The 18,606-nt window shown below is 48.7% G+C and carries 25 protein-coding genes and 1 tRNA gene; 19 read left to right on the top strand and 7 right to left on the bottom strand.

Annotation, left to right across the window (positions count from 1 at the left end; translation table 11 throughout):
- Positions 1-7 precede the first annotated feature (7 nt).
- The 9 genes from QUE62_RS05615 to QUE62_RS05575 all read left to right on the top strand — a co-directional run bounded on the left by QUE62_RS05615 (position 8) and on the right by QUE62_RS05575 (position 6,504).
- A complete protein-coding gene (locus QUE62_RS05615) occupies positions 8-262 on the top strand; it encodes a TIGR03643 family protein (RefSeq protein WP_286223121.1) in 255 nt (84 codons plus the stop codon).
- 4 nt (positions 263-266) lie between these two features.
- On the top strand, positions 267-644 hold the full coding sequence (locus QUE62_RS05610; protein ID WP_286226317.1) for a DUF4149 domain-containing protein: 378 nt from the start codon (positions 267-269) through the stop codon (positions 642-644).
- A gap of 100 nt (positions 645-744) precedes the next feature.
- On the top strand, positions 745-1,632 hold the full coding sequence (gene htpX / locus QUE62_RS05605) for a protease HtpX (protein ID WP_286261014.1): 888 nt from the start codon (positions 745-747) through the stop codon (positions 1,630-1,632).
- 136 nt (positions 1,633-1,768) lie between these two features.
- Positions 1,769-2,185, top strand: coding sequence for a MarR family winged helix-turn-helix transcriptional regulator (locus QUE62_RS05600; RefSeq protein ID WP_286226315.1), 417 nt, complete (start codon positions 1,769-1,771; stop codon positions 2,183-2,185).
- Positions 2,186-2,216: 31 nt separating this feature from the next.
- On the top strand, positions 2,217-2,771 hold the full coding sequence (locus QUE62_RS05595; protein ID WP_286261013.1) for a flavodoxin family protein: 555 nt from the start codon (positions 2,217-2,219) through the stop codon (positions 2,769-2,771).
- Between the two features lie 3 nt (positions 2,772-2,774).
- Positions 2,775-3,476 carry a pirin family protein gene (locus tag QUE62_RS05590; RefSeq protein WP_286261012.1) on the top strand — a complete coding sequence of 234 codons (702 nt, stop codon included), beginning with the start codon at positions 2,775-2,777 and terminating at the stop codon, positions 3,474-3,476.
- An 85-nt stretch (positions 3,477-3,561) separates the two neighbouring features.
- Positions 3,562-4,200, top strand: a complete 639-nt coding sequence (locus QUE62_RS05585) for a TRIC cation channel family protein (RefSeq protein ID WP_286261011.1) — start codon at positions 3,562-3,564, stop codon at positions 4,198-4,200.
- 12 nt (positions 4,201-4,212) lie between these two features.
- The gene (locus QUE62_RS05580) at positions 4,213-6,048 is read left to right on the top strand and encodes a nitrilase-related carbon-nitrogen hydrolase (RefSeq protein ID WP_286261010.1); all 1,836 of its coding nucleotides are present in this window, start codon (positions 4,213-4,215) and stop codon (positions 6,046-6,048) included.
- A gap of 3 nt (positions 6,049-6,051) precedes the next feature.
- Positions 6,052-6,504: a hypothetical protein gene (locus QUE62_RS05575; protein ID WP_286261009.1), complete on the top strand. Its 453-nt coding sequence runs from the start codon at positions 6,052-6,054 to the stop codon at positions 6,502-6,504.
- Between the two features lie 8 nt (positions 6,505-6,512).
- Here QUE62_RS05575 and QUE62_RS05570 read toward each other — a convergent pair whose 3' ends face one another.
- Positions 6,513-7,286: a bestrophin-like domain gene (locus QUE62_RS05570; protein ID WP_286261008.1), complete on the bottom strand. Its 774-nt coding sequence runs from the start codon at positions 7,284-7,286 to the stop codon at positions 6,513-6,515.
- 117 nt (positions 7,287-7,403) lie between these two features.
- On the opposite strand from QUE62_RS05570, the gene QUE62_RS05565 reads away from it, so the two are divergent.
- The 5 genes from QUE62_RS05565 (at position 7,404) to QUE62_RS05545 (ending at position 10,119) form a co-directional block, all read left to right on the top strand.
- Positions 7,404-8,060 carry a DUF502 domain-containing protein gene (locus QUE62_RS05565; protein WP_286261007.1) on the top strand — a complete coding sequence of 219 codons (657 nt, stop codon included), beginning with the start codon at positions 7,404-7,406 and terminating at the stop codon, positions 8,058-8,060.
- A gap of 113 nt (positions 8,061-8,173) precedes the next feature.
- Complete coding sequence (locus QUE62_RS05560) at positions 8,174-8,503, top strand: ArsR/SmtB family transcription factor (protein ID WP_108508579.1); 330 nt, start codon at positions 8,174-8,176, stop codon at positions 8,501-8,503.
- Positions 8,500-8,964: an ArsI/CadI family heavy metal resistance metalloenzyme gene (locus QUE62_RS05555; RefSeq protein ID WP_286261006.1), complete on the top strand. Its 465-nt coding sequence runs from the start codon at positions 8,500-8,502 to the stop codon at positions 8,962-8,964. Before QUE62_RS05560 ends, QUE62_RS05555 begins: the two co-directional genes overlap by 4 nt.
- Positions 8,965-8,983: 19 nt before the next feature.
- Positions 8,984-9,466: an arsenate reductase ArsC gene (locus tag QUE62_RS05550; protein WP_286261005.1), complete on the top strand. Its 483-nt coding sequence runs from the start codon at positions 8,984-8,986 to the stop codon at positions 9,464-9,466.
- Positions 9,463-10,119 (top strand): aquaporin, encoded by a 657-nt coding sequence (locus QUE62_RS05545; RefSeq protein ID WP_286261004.1) that lies wholly within the window; start codon positions 9,463-9,465, stop codon positions 10,117-10,119. Before QUE62_RS05550 ends, QUE62_RS05545 begins: the two co-directional genes overlap by 4 nt.
- Here QUE62_RS05545 and QUE62_RS05540 read toward each other — a convergent pair.
- The 4 genes from QUE62_RS05540 to QUE62_RS05525 are packed head-to-tail and all read right to left on the bottom strand — an operon-like array spanning position 10,110 to position 13,089.
- Positions 10,110-10,649 carry a DUF3299 domain-containing protein gene (locus QUE62_RS05540; protein WP_286261003.1) on the bottom strand — a complete coding sequence of 180 codons (540 nt, stop codon included), beginning with the start codon at positions 10,647-10,649 and terminating at the stop codon, positions 10,110-10,112. The two genes, QUE62_RS05545 and QUE62_RS05540, sit on opposite strands and share 10 nt — an antisense overlap.
- Positions 10,646-11,878, bottom strand: a complete 1,233-nt coding sequence (locus QUE62_RS05535; RefSeq protein ID WP_286261002.1) for an ABC transporter permease — start codon at positions 11,876-11,878, stop codon at positions 10,646-10,648. The genes QUE62_RS05540 and QUE62_RS05535 overlap by 4 nt, the downstream gene beginning before the upstream one ends.
- Positions 11,878-12,537 (bottom strand): ABC transporter ATP-binding protein, encoded by a 660-nt coding sequence (locus tag QUE62_RS05530; RefSeq protein WP_286261001.1) that lies wholly within the window; start codon positions 12,535-12,537, stop codon positions 11,878-11,880. The genes QUE62_RS05535 and QUE62_RS05530 overlap by 1 nt, the downstream gene beginning before the upstream one ends.
- A gap of 42 nt (positions 12,538-12,579) precedes the next feature.
- Positions 12,580-13,089, bottom strand: a complete 510-nt coding sequence (locus QUE62_RS05525) for a ZrgA family zinc uptake protein (protein ID WP_286223108.1) — start codon at positions 13,087-13,089, stop codon at positions 12,580-12,582.
- A gap of 141 nt (positions 13,090-13,230) precedes the next feature.
- Here QUE62_RS05525 and QUE62_RS05520 point away from each other — a divergent pair, with 141 nt between their 5' ends.
- Together QUE62_RS05520 and QUE62_RS05515 are read left to right on the top strand one after the other, a co-directional pair.
- On the top strand, positions 13,231-13,875 hold the full coding sequence (locus QUE62_RS05520; RefSeq protein WP_286261000.1) for a lipid-binding SYLF domain-containing protein: 645 nt from the start codon (positions 13,231-13,233) through the stop codon (positions 13,873-13,875).
- 24 nt (positions 13,876-13,899) lie between these two features.
- Positions 13,900-15,594 (top strand): GMC family oxidoreductase, encoded by a 1,695-nt coding sequence (locus QUE62_RS05515; RefSeq protein ID WP_286260999.1) that lies wholly within the window; start codon positions 13,900-13,902, stop codon positions 15,592-15,594.
- On the opposite strand, the gene QUE62_RS05510 is transcribed toward QUE62_RS05515, so the two are convergent.
- Entirely contained in the window at positions 15,591-15,863 is a 273-nt protein-coding gene (locus QUE62_RS05510; RefSeq protein WP_286223105.1) for a hypothetical protein, read from the bottom strand. The two genes, QUE62_RS05515 and QUE62_RS05510, sit on opposite strands and share 4 nt — an antisense overlap.
- Before the next feature lie 160 nt (positions 15,864-16,023).
- Between QUE62_RS05510 and QUE62_RS05505 the strand changes: the two genes are divergently transcribed.
- Complete coding sequence (locus QUE62_RS05505; RefSeq protein WP_286260998.1) at positions 16,024-16,743, top strand: hypothetical protein; 720 nt, start codon at positions 16,024-16,026, stop codon at positions 16,741-16,743.
- 8 nt (positions 16,744-16,751) lie between these two features.
- Complete coding sequence (locus QUE62_RS05500) at positions 16,752-17,552, top strand: substrate-binding periplasmic protein (protein ID WP_286260997.1); 801 nt, start codon at positions 16,752-16,754, stop codon at positions 17,550-17,552.
- Between the two features lie 54 nt (positions 17,553-17,606).
- On the opposite strand, the gene QUE62_RS05495 is transcribed toward QUE62_RS05500, so the two are convergent.
- A tRNA-Asn gene (locus QUE62_RS05495) sits at positions 17,607-17,682 on the bottom strand.
- Between the two features lie 43 nt (positions 17,683-17,725).
- Here QUE62_RS05495 and thiD point away from each other — a divergent pair.
- Positions 17,726-18,601 carry a bifunctional hydroxymethylpyrimidine kinase/phosphomethylpyrimidine kinase gene (thiD, locus tag QUE62_RS05490; protein WP_286226301.1) on the top strand — a complete coding sequence of 292 codons (876 nt, stop codon included), beginning with the start codon at positions 17,726-17,728 and terminating at the stop codon, positions 18,599-18,601.
- Positions 18,602-18,606 lie beyond the last annotated feature (5 nt).

Raw genomic sequence — 18,606 nt, 5'->3', positions numbered from 1 at the left:
CCAATGCATGCACACACTGAATCCATCTGAGCTATCGCGTATCGTCGAAATGGCCTGGGAAGACCGCACTCCCTTTGAGGCAATCCATGCGCAATTTCAGTTGAGTGAACCCGAGGTCAAGGCACTTATGCGCAGTGTCCTAAAGCCGAGCTCCTATCGTCTATGGCGCGCGCGAGTCACCGGACGACAAACTAAGCATCGGCAATTGCGCGACCCTGATGTGCAGCGTGCTTATTGTCCAACCCAATACAAACACAAATAAAGCCATGAATCCAAATCTCAGTCTTTATCTCGTTTCCGCCATGATCGGCATCATGGTGTTCTTCACCATCGCCGTGGCACCGACGGTATTTAAGGTGCTGCCTCAGGAGTGGGCGAGTAAATATGTACGCAACTTTTTTCCTAAGTACTACGCTTTCCTAGGAGCGGTCTCGATCATTGCCTCCTTCTTGGCGAACGACACGCTTAGCATGGGATTGTTAGTGGGATGCGCAGCCTTATTCTTCATCTCCCTATGGGTTCTTACACCCGCCATTAACCGCGCATCGGATCAAGGGCAGAAGAAGAAATTTGGGATCCTGCACGGCTTGAGCATAGTGATCAACTTTATCCAGCTCGGGAGCTTTGTTTATCTAGTTTGGTGATACAACCGATAATTCCCCTAAAAATAGTCAACCAATTTGTTTCAAGCACATTTAAGAAATTCCTGATAGCGTAGCCCTATTGTCATAAGGAGTATTACGCATGAAACGTATTTTTCTGTTCCTAATTACCAACATTGCCATCATGTTGGTGATCACGATCATCATCAATATCTTTGGCTTGGGCCAAGTCTTGGATGAGCAGGGTGTTGGTCTTGATCTGACCTCGTTACTGATGCTCGCTGGTGTGGTGGGCTTTACGGGATCGTTTATCTCCCTGGCCCTATCTAAAACGATGGCCAAGCACTCCACCGGTGCCTATGTGATTGAGCAACCCCGTAACGAGCAGGAGCAGTGGCTCGTAAATACAGTAGCTCGGCAAGCCAAGGAAGCAGGTATTGGCATGCCCGAGGTGGCAATCTACGACTCACCAGATATCAATGCCTTTGCAACCGGGATGATGCGCGACAGTTCCTTGGTGGCGGTCAGCACTGGCTTATTACGCGGCATGACCCGCGATGAGGCAGAAGCAGTACTGGCCCACGAGGTAAGCCATGTGGCCAATGGTGATATGGTGACCTTGGCGCTGATTCAAGGGGTGATCAATACCTTTGTCTTCTTCCTGTCGCGTGTGATTGGTCACATTATTGATCGGGCGGTCTTTAAGACCGAGCGTGGGCATGGTCCTGCTTACTGGATCACTACCATCATTGCGCAGTTGGTCTTGGGTATCTTGGCCAGTGCGATTGTGATGTGGTTTAGCCGTCAGCGGGAGTACCGTGCCGATGCCGGCGCAGCCTATCTAGAAGGTAAGCAGAAGATGATTCGGGCGCTGGAACGCCTGCAGAAGTCGATTAACGAGCCTCATTTGCCTGAGCAGTTAGAAGCCTTTGGAATTTCAGGTGGTATGGGCACTGGCCTTAAGCGTCTTTTCATGAGTCATCCGCCATTGGATGAGCGTATTGCCGCCTTGCGCAATATGGCCGATTAATCCTGGGTGGTTGGCGGTTTACCGCCAACCATCAAACCTCAGCACAAGTAACCAATTTCCCCTAGAAAAACTGGTGGTATTCAAATAGTCCGTACTCGTACTAAAATAGTACGCATACAGACTAATTGGAAATACCATGAGTTACCTTCGTTTTATCCGCAGCCTAGCAAGTACCTACCAAGCCTTTGAGGCTTACTCGACCAAGCACATTAAGGGTATGGGTCTTACCATGACCCAATTTGATGTGATTGCTACATTAGGCAATCAACCGCCTATGACCTGTAAGGAATTGGGCGAGAAGACCTTGATTTTGAAGGGCACGATGACCGGTGTGCTTGAGCGCTTAGAGCAAAAGGGCTTGATTACAAAAATACCCAATGCGAAGGATGGCCGCAGTTACCGAATTGGATTGACCAAAGCGGGCGAGCGCCTCTTTAAGAAAGCCTTCCCTGAACATGTGCAGTATTTGGAGCAGGGCTTTGCCAAGTGCAGCATGAAGGAGCTCAATCAAACCATCGAAGCCTTAGACCGAATTCGTAGTCAGTTTATTTAACCCCAATTAACCTAAATTAACAGGAGAGAACATGTCAAACATTGCAGTGGTATTCCACAGTGGCTATGGCCATACCCAAAAGCAAGCCGAGGCCGTTGCCAAAGGCGCAAACGCAACATTGATCGCTATTGATGCCGATGGCAATATTACCGAAGCCCAATGGGAGGTATTAAAGAACGCCAAAGCCATCATCTTTGGCTCACCCACCTATATGGGCAGTGTGAGTTGGCAGTTCAAGAAATTTGCTGATGCAAGCTCAAAGCCCTGGTTTAGCCAGCAGTGGAAAGACAAGATCTTTGGTGGCTTTACCAACTCAGCAACCATGAATGGTGACAAACACTCTACCTTGCATTATTTCTTTACTTTGGCGATGCAACACTCAGGTATTTGGGTCGGCACTGGCCTCATGCCATCGAATGCCAAGTCCGCAAAGCGCGATGATGTGAACTATGTCGGCTCTTTTGCTGGCGCGATGATGCAAACCCCATCCGATGCCAGCGCCGATGAAGTTAACCCCGGTGACCTCGAGACCGCACGTTTGTATGGTGAGCGGATTGCAAAAATTGCTAGCCAATTCCATGCCTAAGCCATGATGCAGATTCGTAAATCGCAGGAGCGGGGCTATGCCAATCATGGTTGGCTCAAGAGCTTTCACTCATTCTCCTTTGCCAATTACTATGACCCCAAATTTATGGGCTGGGGTAATTTGCGGGTGATCAATGAGGATCGCATTGATCCTGGTACGGGCTTTGGTGAGCACAGCCATCGGGATATGGAAATCATTAGCTATGTTCTCTCAGGCGAGTTGGCACACAAAGACAGTATGGGTAACGTCAAATCCATCCCGCCTGGAGACATCCAACGTATGAGTGCGGGTACGGGCGTCACCCATAGTGAGTTCAACTATGCCAAGGATCAAACGACACACTTTCTGCAAATTTGGATCCAGCCCAAATTTACGGGAGTCAAGCCAGGCTATGAGCAAAAAACGATTCCAGCCCAAGATAAAGATGGCAAATTACGCCTCTTAGCCTCCATCGATGGAGCAGAGGACTCGATCACCATGAACGCGGATGCGAAGCTCTATGCCGGTACCTTTAATGGTGATCAATCAGCGATCCTCAAACTGGACCCAAGTCGCAAAGGATATGTGCATCTCATCAAAGGCACCCTGACGGTGAATGGTCAGCGCTTAAGTGGTGGGGACGCCGCCATGATCGCTAATGAGTCAGGTATTGAGATCAACCAAGGTGAAGAGGCAGAGGTGTTGGTCTTTGATCTGGTAGCCTAGGCTATTTGGTTAAAAGTATGTATCACTCACGATGATACGTGGTTGAATGTTAGAATTTTGATCAATTCATTTTCTAACATCTACCATGACTGATTTGTTGCCAGTATTACCTTTGTGGGTCGATGTCACGGCGATGTCCACAACGGCTGTCTATGGTGCAGCAACCGCGCGCAGCCGTAATGTGCCGATTTCTGGAACCTTATTTGCAGGTATTTTATGTGGCGCTGCAGGTGGCATGGTGCGTGATCTCCTTTTGGGTCTTGAGCCGGTTGCAATCACCGGTCCTTATTACTTGCCATGGATCTTATTTGCCTCAGTGCTAGGCGCCTTCTTCTTTTACCGCTTCATTTCGCAAGAGCTTCCGTATTTAGTACTTCGTGGGGTTGCAATTGGTCTCTTGATTGCGATTGGATGCCAAAAAGCTCTCATTCATGAGGTTCCCTTTGTATCAATTATTTTGTGTGGGGTGCTGACGGCAACTGCAGGGGGGATGGCGCTCGATGCTTTAACTGGGCATCGCTCCGCAGTGTTCAGTCAGGCCCATTGGTTTGCCACCGCACTCATCATTGGAAGTTTAGTTTTTTACGGTTTAACCATCACCACATCGTTTTATATTGCAACAGCGATTGCAGTGATTGTTACGGCCTCCTTATATGTAACCAGTGTTATCCGCAAATGGCCATCCCCTAAATGGCCTGGCGAGAGTAACGATATGTCCGCCTGATAGGATCACCTTATGCAAGAGCCATTTAAAGTAGCTGCCATTGAATTTAATCCTGAGTTCATGGAGTTTGAGAAGAACATTACCGGAGCTGTAGCCATTGCTGAGGAGGCTGCGAAGAATGGCGCCCGTTTGATCGTGATGCCAGAGGCTGCCATCTCGGGTTATATCTATCGCGATTTAGAGCAATTTCTGCCATATATGGATACGGTACCAGGTAAGACCACGGATGCACTCTCCAAAATCACTTCTCAATACCAATGCTATATCGCGATTGGGATTGCCGAGATTGATCGTGATACTGGATTAACTTATAACACTGGTGCACTGATTGGCCCCCAAGGATTTATTGGTAAATACCGCAAGAATGGTTTAAATCCCTCCGACATTTTATGGTTTGTCCCCGGAAATACTGGCTACCCAGTGTTTGAGACCGAGCTTGGCCGCATCACCATGATCATTTGTTATGACGATACCTATTGGGAGCCTGCTCGGGTAGCGGCTGTGAAGGGCTGCGACATCATTGCCTACATTTGCTCATCCGATCGTGTCTTGCCAGAGCTTGGGGCAGAGGCGGCGGGTAAGCATTCGACCATCGCTGCTGTTCAACACCAATCGGCCTGGAATGGCTTAGCCATGGTGGCAGCAGATCGCAATAATGCCGAGAGCAATCCCACAACTGGTGTCACAGTGACCTATGGGGGCTCAGCCTCCATTTGGCAGGCTGACGGTGAGCGTGTCGCACATGCGCCTGCAACGGATTACTCCAAAACGATGACCAATAAAGCTAGCATTCTCTATGGCACGATTGATCCTGCGAAGTTCAACAACGATCAGAAAAGAACACTTGAGCATCGCCGCCCTGAGCTTTATAAAGACCTAGCCTTCTATCGTGCGCCTACCGATGGAGCAGCGACCAAGTCGCCCAGCGAGGTAACAGCGAGAGCCGTGCAATATCGTATTGATGCAAATGATTTTGTTGGCAATCTCAATCGTTGCGATGCATTGATTAAAAAAATACAGGCTCAATCCAGCGTTTCCAATCTGGTAGTCTTACCAGCCTATTCATTTTGTGGTCCGGTATCAAAAGACAATGTCCAGGCGATTGCTGAAAAGCGATTGGGTAAATCAACGCAAGCTGCGAGCGACTTTGCAGTACGACTCAAGTCCCACCTAGTTGCCTCCTTTATAGAAGGTGATAACGGGGCATACTTTCATACGGCGGTATTGTTAGGTCCAGATGGTAAGTTGATTGGCCATTACCGCCAAACCCATTTGGATCCATCCCAAGCTGCCTTTCTGAGTGCCGGGGATGATTTGCCCGTCTATCAAACCTCAATCGGGAAGATTGGGATGTTGCTCAATGATGATTTCCGATTCCCAGAAGCGTCGGGCGTCTTAGCATTGCGCCGCGCTGATTTAATTGCGGCGCCGGTCTCCTGGTCTGGACAGTATGGTGCGCGATTACAAGATGCTGCCGGACTATTCGATCATCCGAGCGCCAGCAACACCATGATCTTCTGGTATGCCGCTGCGAAGACCTCGCAAGCCTACACCGTAGTTGCGAATGCGGTCGATAACGGTTGCTTAGGATCAAGCGGAATCTTTACGATCAACCCAATTGACTCCTTGGAGATTCCGCAAGTGGCATCGATTGATCAGGAGGAGGTTGTTTCCCTGAAGTTCACTACGCTGGGGAATAATTACTGGATGGATCAAACGAAGCTAGTGGGTGGACGGCGTGCGGATTTAGCTTCACCCTTGGTCTTCCCATTGGACTCTAAAGCCTTACAGAAATGGCGCACAGCCAGCGGCTTTAATGTCAATGCATGGGCTGCATATCAGCAGTAGCCAATGGAAATTACTGCCGGTCAGGATGTATTCAACCTCCAGGCATTTGTCCTGGGGAGTTTTGTGCTCATCCTATGCATCTTGATCCAAGCATTCTTTGTAATGGTGGTCACAGGCAAAGGCAAGCAAACCCTGATTGGCTATAGAAAGCAGGGCCATGGCATTCAGGCGCAACTTGTTTTCATTGTTTGCATCTTAATATTGCTCTTGTCTCATCTCTGCCAGATTTATGTCTGGGGATTGGCTCTTAATTACTCGGAGATTATTCCGGTTCAGCATAAGGCCATGGTTTATGCAGGCAGTACGTATACAACGGTTGGATTTATCTCGGACCCACTGCCAACCCAATGGCAGTTGCTCTCCGTGATTATGGCAGTTTCGGGGTTGCTCTCCTTTGGTTGGAGCACTGCAGTCATGTTTATTCTTTCCCAAGCGCTCTTTCCGACTGAGCGATAAAACCACTCCTACTGAATCTGCAAATAAGGCGCACTGGATATTGCAATCACACCTAGGTAGGGGCTGCTGAAAGTGAGGGCAATCATGCAGATTGGCACAAGAACAGTCGCCGTTGCAATGGATAGCGCCACAATTAATGCTTTTGGTTTTGAGACGTGGATGAATCCCACGGCAATCTGAACCAATATAGCCAACAGTAAGATTGCGTACCAGCGAATGGGGTGTACATCGAATGATACAAAGGCTAAGCGCATTTCCCGTGCGTTATCGACCATCTGAAAGGCACTCATGAGAGCCTTTGATTCGGCATTATTGTTTAACTGATTAACCGCTTTAAATAGATCCGCGCGCATTGCGACAAATTTCTCTTGGGTCTTAAGGGACTGTTTGCTATCAGTCGAAAGTGTTTGCCACTCCTCATCAATAATGGATTTTGCATAGACCCGTGTTGCATTAGCAAGATTGCTATGTTTGAGTTCCGGAATCGTATTGGCGAGACTGATGATTTCCATAAGCCCCTGACTTTCATTCTTAATCGCTTTTGATGCGACGTTATAGTTCTCCCAGATGGAGGTGGCCATGAGGGCGGCGGTAAGAGAGAATAGGACTGCCGGCAAGCCAAAAAAGGGAGCCACAACCCCTTCGTATTGCAGCATTGCAGGCCGTGTGCCAGGAGCAAGAAAAATACGCATAATGATTAGTCCAATGATGCTAAACGCCGTAATAATTAGCGCAATTAACCCGATTTCATAATCAACACTTAAGTTTTGCATCTCAGCCATGCCTAAATTTGTTATTGTTAACAATGTACTACAGCCCAATTCAACCCTCTAGATAGGCCTTTTCGGGCTAAACTTGTTTGGTTCGGTGTTTAATTCCATCTGGGACTTATTAAAACTATGTCACCAAGCTCATCCAAACTCGTTCGTCTATTCCTAGCCGGCTTATTAGCGGCATTTCCTCTGATTGCAACGGCTTTGCTGATTGCCTTTGTAGTGGGGATCGTGATTCGTTGGCTAGGACCATCGAGTGCAGTCGGCAGCGTGATGGCAAAGATGGGCTTAGGCATTGCAGGTTTCGAGTGGGTTGGTTATGTCATTGGCTTGGCGATCGTGATCCTAGCCTTGCTCATTCTTGGCCTGTTGGTTGAGAAGGGTTTGCAGAAGGGATTTACAGCCATCATTAATGGCTTGGTTCGGAAGATACCAGTAGTACGAACGGTCTATGACACCATTCATAGCTTTGTGAGTCTGGTTGCCAAGCGGGATGATGAGGAGTTGAAAACGATGCGCCCGGTATGGGTGCATTTTGGTGGAGCGGGTGGGGTGTCAGCGCTGGCTTTGCTCTCATCCCCCCAAGCAGTCATGGTGAAAGAGCAGGCCTGCTATGCAGTGATTGTGCCAACCGCACCAGTACCGATTGGAGGGGGCTTACTCTATGTCCCAGTTGATTGGGTAAGTCCAGCCGAGATTGGTATGGAAGAACTAACCAGCATCTACGTGTCGATGGGGGTTACATCGCCGCAGTTTATGAAGACAGCAGCAGCGGCAAAATAGCACTGTTAGTTGGTATCAATAATTTTCTTGATAACTAATGTAATTCCGAAGTAAGCATTTAAGCTCTCAGCCCTTGTCACAAAGCTGTCATATATTTCTATATAATTGGAAATATGAAAAATACCGACGCTATCCAAGTCCTTTTAGCCCTTGGGCAGGAGACTCGCCTTAATATCTTCCGTCTAATCGTGCAACGCGGCGACATTGGCCTGACCCCTAGTCAGTTGATTGAGAAGTTAGGCATTCCCAATGCAACCTTGAGCTTTCATCTGAAAGAACTTTTCAATGCGAAGTTATTGTTAGTGGAGCGTCAAAGTCGAAACCTCATTTATCGCCCCAATCCAAACTTGATTGAGGATTTAAGTGGTTTCTTATTGGATAACTGCTGCCAGGGTCAGTCCTGCAGTACCCCTAAATCTAAGAAGAAGGTGGTGTGCGAATGAAACGTCTTCATGTCCACGTAGCAGTCAACAATATCCCCGAGAGCATCCCGTTTTATTCCAAGATGTTTGGTTGTGAGCCAACGGTTATCAAAACCGATTACGCCAAGTGGCAACTCGAGGATCCCAAAGTCAACTTTGCGATCTCAGCCCGCGGCGCCCCAGTTGGGATCAATCATTTGGGGATTCAGGTGGATGATGCCAGTGAGTTAGGGGAAATGAAAACCCGCCTTGATCAAATTCAGGGGGAGGTAGTTGAGGAAATGGGTACTGCCTGCTGCTATGCGCAGTCGGATAAGTATTGGGTCAATGATCCTGCCGGTATTCCTTGGGAGACCTTTCATACGCTCGACTCCATTCCAGTCTTCAATCAATCCGAATCAAGCAGCGCTGATGCCTGCTGCGTGCCAGCCCCAATTGCTAGCGTATCGATCGCATCGATCACCAAAAAATCGTGTTGCTAATTTATTAACAGGACCCCTCATGAAAAAATACAACATACTCTTCTTGTGTACCCATAACTCGGCGCGCTCGGTGCTCGGTGAGGCGCTAGCCTCCACCCATCCCAGCGGTCTCTTCGTGGGCTATTCTGCAGGCTCAACCCCAGGCACCCAAGTCAATCCTTTTGCCAAGGAGTTGGCCTTGGAGATGGGCTATGACGAATCTAAATTACGCAGTAAGAGCTGGGATGAGTTTGGTTTACCCAATGCACCCAAGATGGATTTCATTATTACGGTCTGCGATAACGCGGCGGGTGAGGTATGCCCCGTCTGGCCAGGTAATCCTGCTACCGCACATTGGGGATTTCCGGATCCATCGCAAGTTAGTGGTACAGATGTAGAGAAGCGTCTTGCATTTATCGAAGTGATGAACGGTCTCAAAAAACGCGTTGATTTGTTAGCCAGCATGCCACTCGATAAACTCGACTCGATGGCTCTGAAAGATATTCACCACAAAGCCTCATGAAATCTTACGCGGCCGAGTTCTTCGGCACCGCATTACTGCTCGCAATTGTGGCGGGTAGCGGCATCATGGGCGAGACCCTCGCGAGTGGCAATGCAGCTGTGGCCTTGCTTGGTAATAGTATTGCAACTGGAGCCGGGCTCTATGTCTTAATCGTCCTCTTGGGCCCCATCTCAGGGGCGCATTTCAATCCAGCAGTGAGCCTGATGTTTTGGAAGCTGGGGCATCTTAATCTCAACAAGCTACTTGCCTATTGGGCATGTCAGTTCAGTGGTGCGATTGCTGGAATTTGGGTAACGCATCTAATGTTTGGTCTAGCAATTTTGCAAGAGTCAACGAAAGTGCGAACTGGTCTTGGTATTTGGACTAGTGAGTTGATCTCAACACTGGTACTTCTCTCGGTGATTCGGATTGGGGATCAAGCGTCAAAAGATAAGATGCCGATGTTGGTGGCGCTTACTGTCACCGCGGGTTATTGGTTTACCTCATCCACCTTCTTTGCCAATCCTGCGGTCGCTGTGGCTAGAAGCCTCACCAATACCTTCGTGGGTATTGCGCCTGCCGATGTGTTGGGCTTTGTCAGCGCTGAACTGATTGCTGCTCTCGTGATGGTAATGTTGTTTTGTAAGGCGAGTAAGTCGATCCATCAACGATAGGGCGTAATCTTGTCGGCGTTGAGAACGTAGGCGCTACTGCCAATCTCAGAATAAGTTCGACCCTCGCTCAGAATGCCTTCCACCCAGATGGCATCCATGGTGCGCACCTTCGAGCCCTTTGGGGGCTTGACCAAAATAATTTGATTAGCCGGAGGTGGTGGCGAATGAATGCAGGCACCAAAGTAGGGGACTAATAAAAACTCACTACTTTGCATGCGTTCCGCGTCAAGTGGCACCACATAACCAGGAATACGAATGGCTTTACCGATATAAACCTTGGATGGCGGCGCGGTGTCCCAAGCTTTCTTTAGTCGAGCATAGGCCTCATCGGCCTTGGGGTCGCCATCCATTAAGCTGCCATAGCGGCGCATGCGAGTGACCTCCAAGATCATTTTCTTGCGCCAGCCCTCAGGCATCAGATCATCCCACTCGATCTCTTTATAGGTCGTAGCCTGACTGCGAAGTGGATGCACCCCTAGCATCAGGCCCAGTAAGCTGACACTCGATAAGCGTAAAAAGGATCGTCTCATGTGGATGGGGGATTTAACTCTTCGTTGAGTGCCATTCTATAGGCTTTGATGGCCGGAATGCAGGCACAGAGGAGCACCACAATCACCAAGGCGAGTAAGGAAAGTAGATCATGGGTAGTCGGAAGCCCAATGCTGGTGACCACGCCCCAAGAGGTGCGGAAGTAATCGGCTGATAAGAGGATCGCGATCTGTAACATCAGCCAGCCTAGTGCAATACCAATTAGACTAATCAAGAGCGCTTCAAAAAGTACAAGGCGTAACAGTTGATAGGGCTTGGCTCCAATCGCCCGAAAGATGGCCAACTCACGACGTCGGTTCTCCAGTGAGACCAATAGGGTGGCCGTGATTCCTAGGATGGTCGTGATCAACACCCCTAAAGAAATAATTAAGAGCGCGTTCTCAGCCACCTCCATGGTGGACCATAAGTCATCTAAGGCAACCCCGGGCATCACACCCATAAGCCCTACATTGGGCAGGGCGTCGATTTGGCGCCGTGCTGAGAACACGCTGCCGCGATCTTTGAGCCCCACATAGAAAGCACTCACCTGAGAATCCGGATTGAGCTTGGCAAACTGAATTCCGCCTTCCTCAATGTCATGGAGCGCATCAAAGGCATTGGTGGAAATGAACACCGCATTATCGATGGGGGTGCCATTAGGCTTTAGGATGCCCACCACCCGAAAGGGCGAGTTACTGTGGTCTTGCTTGGGGCCGGTACCTGAGCCATGGGTAATGGCAATTTGTTCACCTAGTTTCAGTTGGGTGTTCTTAGCCACGTTAGCACCCAGCACGACCTCAAAGAGTGTGGGATCGGTCAGTACCTTGCCTTCGGATAATTCCAGATGACGACCTTGTGCCTTGATACGAGTAAAGAACTCAATGCTCGTTCCCACCACTGGATAGCCCCGGAAGCTATCGCCCAATTGCACAGGTACCACCCAGGCCACAGGCTTCATACTCATGAGGGATTTTTCATAAGAGGCGGCAATGGTATTAGTTGCTCGACCAATATGAAAGACGCTATACAAAATGAGTTCGGTGGGACTTCCTTTGGCGCCTACCACCAAATCGACACCACTGATTGCATTCGAGAAACTGGTCTTGGTGTCATCCCGGATCTTAAAGACCCCAAGCAGTATCGCCACTGAGATAGCGGTCGATAAGACCATAATCAATAAGCCGCCTTTGCGAGCTAAGGCGCTCAAAAGTGCAATGCGTAACCAAACCATTAGGCAGCCACTTTCTGGGCAAAGCCGATGCGCTCATCAAATTGCTCGCTTAAGCGCTCATCGTGACTGACCATCACCAAGGCAGTGCGTTGCTCTTGTGCAAGACTCAAAAATAAATCCATCAGTTGGGTCTGATTCTGCCAATCCAAGGCCGAAGTGGGCTCATCTGCGATCACAATTGATGGCCGACCAATAAAGGCACGTGCCGCCGCAACGCGTTGCTGTTGACCAATCGAGAGCCGATGTGCGGGTTGGGTGATGAGAGCTGGAGCGAGACCTAGGCGTTCTATTAAATGCGACAGTGCGGAGTCTAGGGAACCAAACTCCGCAATGGCAGCTTGACGCCGCTTGGGATACAGATGGGTAGGCAACAGGATGTTATCGGCAACATTAAGGTAAGAGATCAAGTTAAATTGTTGAAAGATAAAACCCATTTCTTCGCCGCGTAAGCGATCTATCGCACTCCGACTTAAGTCCTGTAAACGTTCGCCATGGATCCAAATCTCACCACGCTTGGGTGGCATCACCCCGGCGAGCAGATTCAATAAAGTACTTTTGCCACACCCCGATGGCCCTGAGATGAAGAGACTCTTCCCAGGGGCCACCGAGAACGATAGATTGGTAAATAGTGGCGCCTGAGCTGGCCAAGCAAACTCCAAATGCTTAACCTCAATCGCGAGGGAGTGGGGCGAGCATCTCACTTAAAAGTTAACCGTACTGGAATCGCGTTTGGCGGTCGCTGATTTTTGACCCCAAGGACCAACTGACTCTACCCGAATCTCTTTGAGACGTTTGTATTCCGAAAAGAGGCCAATGCGAAGTTGTTTGAGTGAACCGAGTTTGGCACAGTTCAGGTCAAACTGATAGTCCAGATCGGCATGCTTACCTGCTTGATCGCGCACGATGGTACTGCTAATTAATTTGGGGGAGCACTCTGCGTCATTATTTGCCACAAAGAATGCGCCAGGATTCTGCAGTTTCTGGTTCATAGTATTAATGGCATTGGTCTCCGCCTCTGTCTTGGGGGCGCGCTCAAACCCAACGAGCGCCTCCAGTGGAAGCTTCATGTTGCCAATTGCCCTACCAGACTCAATTGTGAGCTCAAGTTTGCCCTTACCATGCTCATGCGCATGGCCATGTTTGGCTTGAGCCAGAGCATGTCCGCTTGTGAGGGATAAAGCCCCAATTAATAAAAAAGGAATAATGATCATCGCTGGCTCTTTAAGGGAAATAACTGTTGATCAACCCAACATACTACCTAGAAATTAATCCCATTTCATGAATGGTCTATAAAATATGTGGGCTTAGTCATTTATGACGTTTTAATCGATTCTTATCAACAGGACCCATCAATGCGTATTTCCAATCGCTGGACTGCTATCTTTTTAACTCTTCTTTGCCCACTGCTTTTGATCGCATGTCAATCGACTGGTAAAGATGGCAAACCATTGACCCCAGCCGAGATTACGCAAAAGCGCGAAGCAATGATCAAAATGGCAGAAAATGGCCTTAATCTTTTGTTAAAACAAGACCCTAAGGTGCGTAAAGATATTGAGAGTGCGGCAGGCTATGCCGTATTTAATACTACTAATGTGAACGTCATCTTGGTGGTGGTGGCTCGTGGCGAGGGGATTTTGTTCGATAAGCGTTACAAAGACCAACCCGTATTCATGCGTGATATGAAGACCGGTGAGGGCCTCGGTGCAGGATACCAAGAGCAATACCAAATCATTATTTTCAAGAACCAGGATGCGATTGACCAATTTATTCTGACCACTGTTGATGGTCAGCAGTTAGGCCTTGATGTCGAGGCGAACTTCTCGGCCGGCTCAAGCAGTACGATCCGCTCGTTTAATCCGAATGTGACCTTTTACACCGTGGGCATCTCGGGCTACGATTTGCAAGCCAATTATGGCGGCGCTTTATACATGGTTGATCAGCAGCTCAATACCCCAGCGGTCTTAAAAGCCATTCAAGAGCGCCGTCAGAAGAAATAATTTCTAGTTTGGTGAGACACAGAAGTGAGCACCCCAGCAGCGCTTGAGTTTGACACCATTATTGTGGGCGCTGGTAGTGCGGGTTGCCTCTTAGCAAACCGTCTCTCCGCAGACCCAAACCATCGAGTCTTATTACTCGAAGCCGGAGGAGAAGACGATTGGTTTTGGATCAAGATTCCTGTCGGCTACCTCTACACGATTGCCAATCCCAGAACTGACTGGTGCTTTAAAACTGAGTCCGATCCTGGCCTCAATCAGCGCTCGATTCATTATGCGCGAGGGCGTATGATTGGTGGATCCTCATCGATTAACGCCATGATCTATATGCGTGGTCAGGCGAGTGACTATGCCCGTTGGGCCGAGTTAACCGGCGATCCCATCTGGAGGTGGGATCAAACCCTAGAGACATATAAATCCCTCGAAAACTACTTTGATGGAGCCAATGCCTGGCACGGAGATCAAGGGGAGATGCGGGTTGAGCAAGCCCGTGTCCAATGGCAAATCTTGGACGCTTGGCGCAAAGCCGCGCAGGAGCAGGGCATTCCCTCGATCGAGGAGTTCAATCGGGGTGACAACGAAGGGTGTGCATATTTTCAGATGACCCAAAAGAAGGGAGTGCGTTGGTCGATGGCTGATGCGTATCTCCACCCAATTCGTCATCGAAAGAACTTAACGATTCTGACTAAAGCACAGGTATTGCAACTCAATTTAATACCGACGCAACCCCAAACCCAAAATAATCCAAAACAACAGAAGAATGCCTGGTATGGCGCGGCCTGGGAAGTGAGTGGTCTAGATCTATTACACGCCGGATCACGCGTCACTGCCCATGCCAAGGACCAAGTGATTCTGTCAGCCGGTTCGATTGGATCCCCCCAACTATTGCAAGTCTCAGGAATCGGTGCGCACCATCACCTCAATTCCATCGGGGTCGAAACTAGGGTAGACCTTCCGGGCGTAGGCGAGAACTTGCAAGATCACTTACAGATCCGCACGGTGTATCAGGTTGAGAACTGCAAGACCGTCAATACACTCTATAAAAACTGGTTGACCCGAATGGGAATGGGCCTTGAATATCTCATCAAACGTACTGGACCACTAACGATGCCACCATCGACCTTGGGTGCATTTACCAAAAGCGATCCATCGCAGCCCACAGCGAATATTGAATGGCATGTACAGCCACTCTCCTTACCTAAATTTGGGGAACCGCTACATCCCTTTAATGCGATTACACCCAGTGTATGCAATTTGCGACCCAGCTCACGCGGCTGGGTGAGGGCTAAATCAGCCGATACCCAGATGCATCCAGAAATCCAGTGCAATTATTTATCGACCCCAGACGATCTAAAAGTGGCAGTCGATAGCCTCCGAATCACACGCCAAATTATGGGAAGCGATGCCCTAAAGCCTTACGCCCCCAAAGAGGTATTACCTGGTACTCAATTACAAAGCGAGCAAGACCTTGAGCACGCGGCACGTGATTTAGGAACCACGATCTTTCATCCAGTGAGTACCTGCGCTATGGGGAAGGTCGACGCCCAAGGTCAAACTGATAATCCAAATACCGTATTGGATTCTGAGTGTCGGGTACGCGGAGTAGCACGCTTACGAGTCATCGATGCCTCAGCGATGCCCTGTATTACCTCCGGTAACACCAATGCGCCAGTCATGCTCATCGCAGAAACTATTGCCAGGCAAATCCTGGCGCAGCGCTAGGTCGAGCCGCCGTATTTTTTCTGGCAGGCCTCGGCGGATAGCTCGGGATGATTGCGCTTACAACGCTCAACTCGTTGTTCAGGGGTCATGTTCTTCATGTTTTGATACATCGAGCGACACTGGTCAACACTCATCTCAGGATGGCGTTGGCGGCAATGGTCAATCATGCGTTGTTCATTGCTGGTATCTTGAGCCATTCCAGGGCTCACCCAGATCATTAGAACAGTACTAATTGTTAATATAGGTTGACTCATGCGTAATCGAATCATTTCATTCTCCGTAGTTAAGTTGGAAGGATGCTGTACATTAAGCCAATTGATTGATCGTACTACGAATAACATGCTACTGCTGATTAATTTAATTAAATTCATTTGCTTGACCATTCCCTTGCTTTCAGGGGTGACACTGGCCCAATCCCCAACGAGTACTATGAGCCATACTGCCAAATCAGGGCAGCAAATGCAAAATCCGCTGTACCCTAAATCCCATGTCTTAGTCACCTATAACGCTAATCAAAAGTTAGGTGCCAACAGTAATATTAAGCAAGATGAGTATATGGTTGCTCCAGTCATTCCACTGCATCTTGGATCAAACATTCATTTGATTCTGAACCCGACATTAACCTACAACCGCAATATCAGCAATCAGCAGGTCACTAATCAGCAACAACCAATTCAGTTCCCAAGTTATTTCACTGTCATTCTCGATAAACGATGGTTTGCCGGAATCGGTCCCTACGTTCAGACCCCAGCCAGTAATGCCAATAATGGGTCAAGGCAAACGGGTGTTGGTATATCGGCTGGGGCTCTATATGCACCAGATAATTGGACCATTGGCGCGACCATGTTTAATTCTTGGGGGATTGGCAATGACCTATCAGGTGGCTCAGCCAACATTCTGAATGTGCAACCAACATTGTCCTATACGAGCGATCATGCGTGGACTTACAACTTATCGAGTCAAATGAACTTCAATTACACCGCGCGCAATGCTACTAATCAGCTCACCTTGAGTGGTGGCAAAACGGTCAAATTGCTGGACTATCACGCCTCATTTCAGCTGGGACCAACCTATATGGTGACCACAACACCAACCAGTGCTAAAGGCTTTGGAGCCTACCTTGGTGTCAGTATTAAATCAGCCCAATAAGGTCAAGTATGATGAAGCTTCTAAACGAAAGGCTCTTGATGATGCGCCGTTATTTACTAACAATCCTAATTACTTTATCCCTAACTCATATCGCTCAAGCGCAGCAATGTAAGGCATTGGTTATCACTGGCCATCCAGCATATCCGCCAGTTGCTTGGGCAGCCGACGGAAAACTGCAAGGGTCATCGGTTACTTTAGTCAGCAATATTGCCAAAGGTCTTGGGGTTGAGAAAGTTAACTCGATGGATTTTGGTTCATGGGAGAAGGCGCAACAAGCCATACGTGATGGTCGCGCAGACATCATCTTTGGCATCTATAAGAACCCAGCTCGGGCCGAATATATGCATTACATAGAGCCACCTTACATGCTCGATCCAGTATCGATCGTGATTCGTAAGGGCGACAACTTTAGGTTCACTCAATGGTCTGACCTAAAAGGGCATCGTGGTGTCACCAACCAAGGAGAGAGTTACGGCAGTCAATTTGATGCCTATATCAAAACTGATTTGAATGTTGTTCGATCCAATGGCGTTGATCAGGCGTTTGCTCAGTTACTCAATAAACAGGCTGACTATTTAATTATTGGAAGCTACCCAGGCAAATTGGAGGCTAAGAAGTTAAATCTGGACTCAAAGGTGGTTTTCTTGCCCAAGAGCGTATTAACAGCAGATATGTATATTGCCTTCTCTAAAAAATCAAAGTGTTACTCCCAATTAGAAAGGGGCTTTACTGAGGGGATCAAAAAAGCAGTTACCAGTGGCACGGTCGATCAACTGATTGAGAGTGCTAATCAACAGTTTTATAAGTAGTCAGAGTAAAGAAAAAGGCTTACAAGCCAATTAAGCTGTAAGCCTTACTGAATTTGGCTCCCCGACCTGGACTCGAACCAGGGACCTGCGGATTAACAGTCCGTCGCTCTACCGACTGAGCTATCAGGGAATAGACGCTATTATAACGAATAGATTCCGAGGACCTCTTTTTCATGAAACTCACTAAACCCAACCCCATCTTCATCCCCAAGGTATTAAGCATTGCGGGATCTGATAGTGGTGGTGGCGCAGGGATTCAGGCGGATCTGAAGGTCATTACTGCCTTAGGTGGCTTTGGAATGACCGCCATTACGGCAATTACTGCACAAAACACGATGGGTGTGACCCGTATCCAAGATGTTGACCTTGATGTGATTGAAGCGCAAATTGATGCAGTAGTGACGGATATTGGTGTGGATGTGGTCAAGATCGGCATGCTGGCGAGCCCCGCCATTGTAAAAACAGTGGCCGCTACACTCAAGAAACACGGTATTCGTAAAATCGTATTGGATCCGGTCTTGCGGGCTACCTCAGGAGCCAGTTTGGGTAGTGACGATACAGCGCGCACCATGGTGACCGAACTCTTTCCCCTTGCGACCATCATCACCCCCAATTTACATGAAGCTTCGATCTTATTGGGACGTCCGATTGTGGCGGTTGATCAATTCAAGACAGCTGCTGAAGAACTATTAGCCCTTGGCCCACGCGCGGTCTTGATCAAAGGTGGACACCTGGAAGGTGAGCCCAATGAGCTAGTCGACTATTTAATCTGGCATGATCGCAAAGACGATGTGCCGGTCGTGTTTCATAAAGAGTTTAAGCATCCACGCATACCGACGGTGAACACCCATGGCACAGGCTGCTCACTCTCAAGTGCTATTGCAACCTACTTGGCTGACAAGCATGATCTCAGTCACTCGGTAGCGAAAGCAATATCATTTGTGAGTGCAGCAATTGAAGCAGGGCAGCGTTTAGAAATTGGTAAGGGTCCCGGGCCGCTGTGGCATATGCACGACTTCTATCCCACCCAACTACCTGACCAACAATAGCTTGC

It is taken from the genome of Polynucleobacter sp. HIN9, assembly GCF_030297635.1.
Taxonomy (GTDB): domain Bacteria; phylum Pseudomonadota; class Gammaproteobacteria; order Burkholderiales; family Burkholderiaceae; genus Polynucleobacter.
Note: the sequence above shows the minus strand (reverse complement) of the source record. Positions and strands in the feature narration are given on the sequence as shown.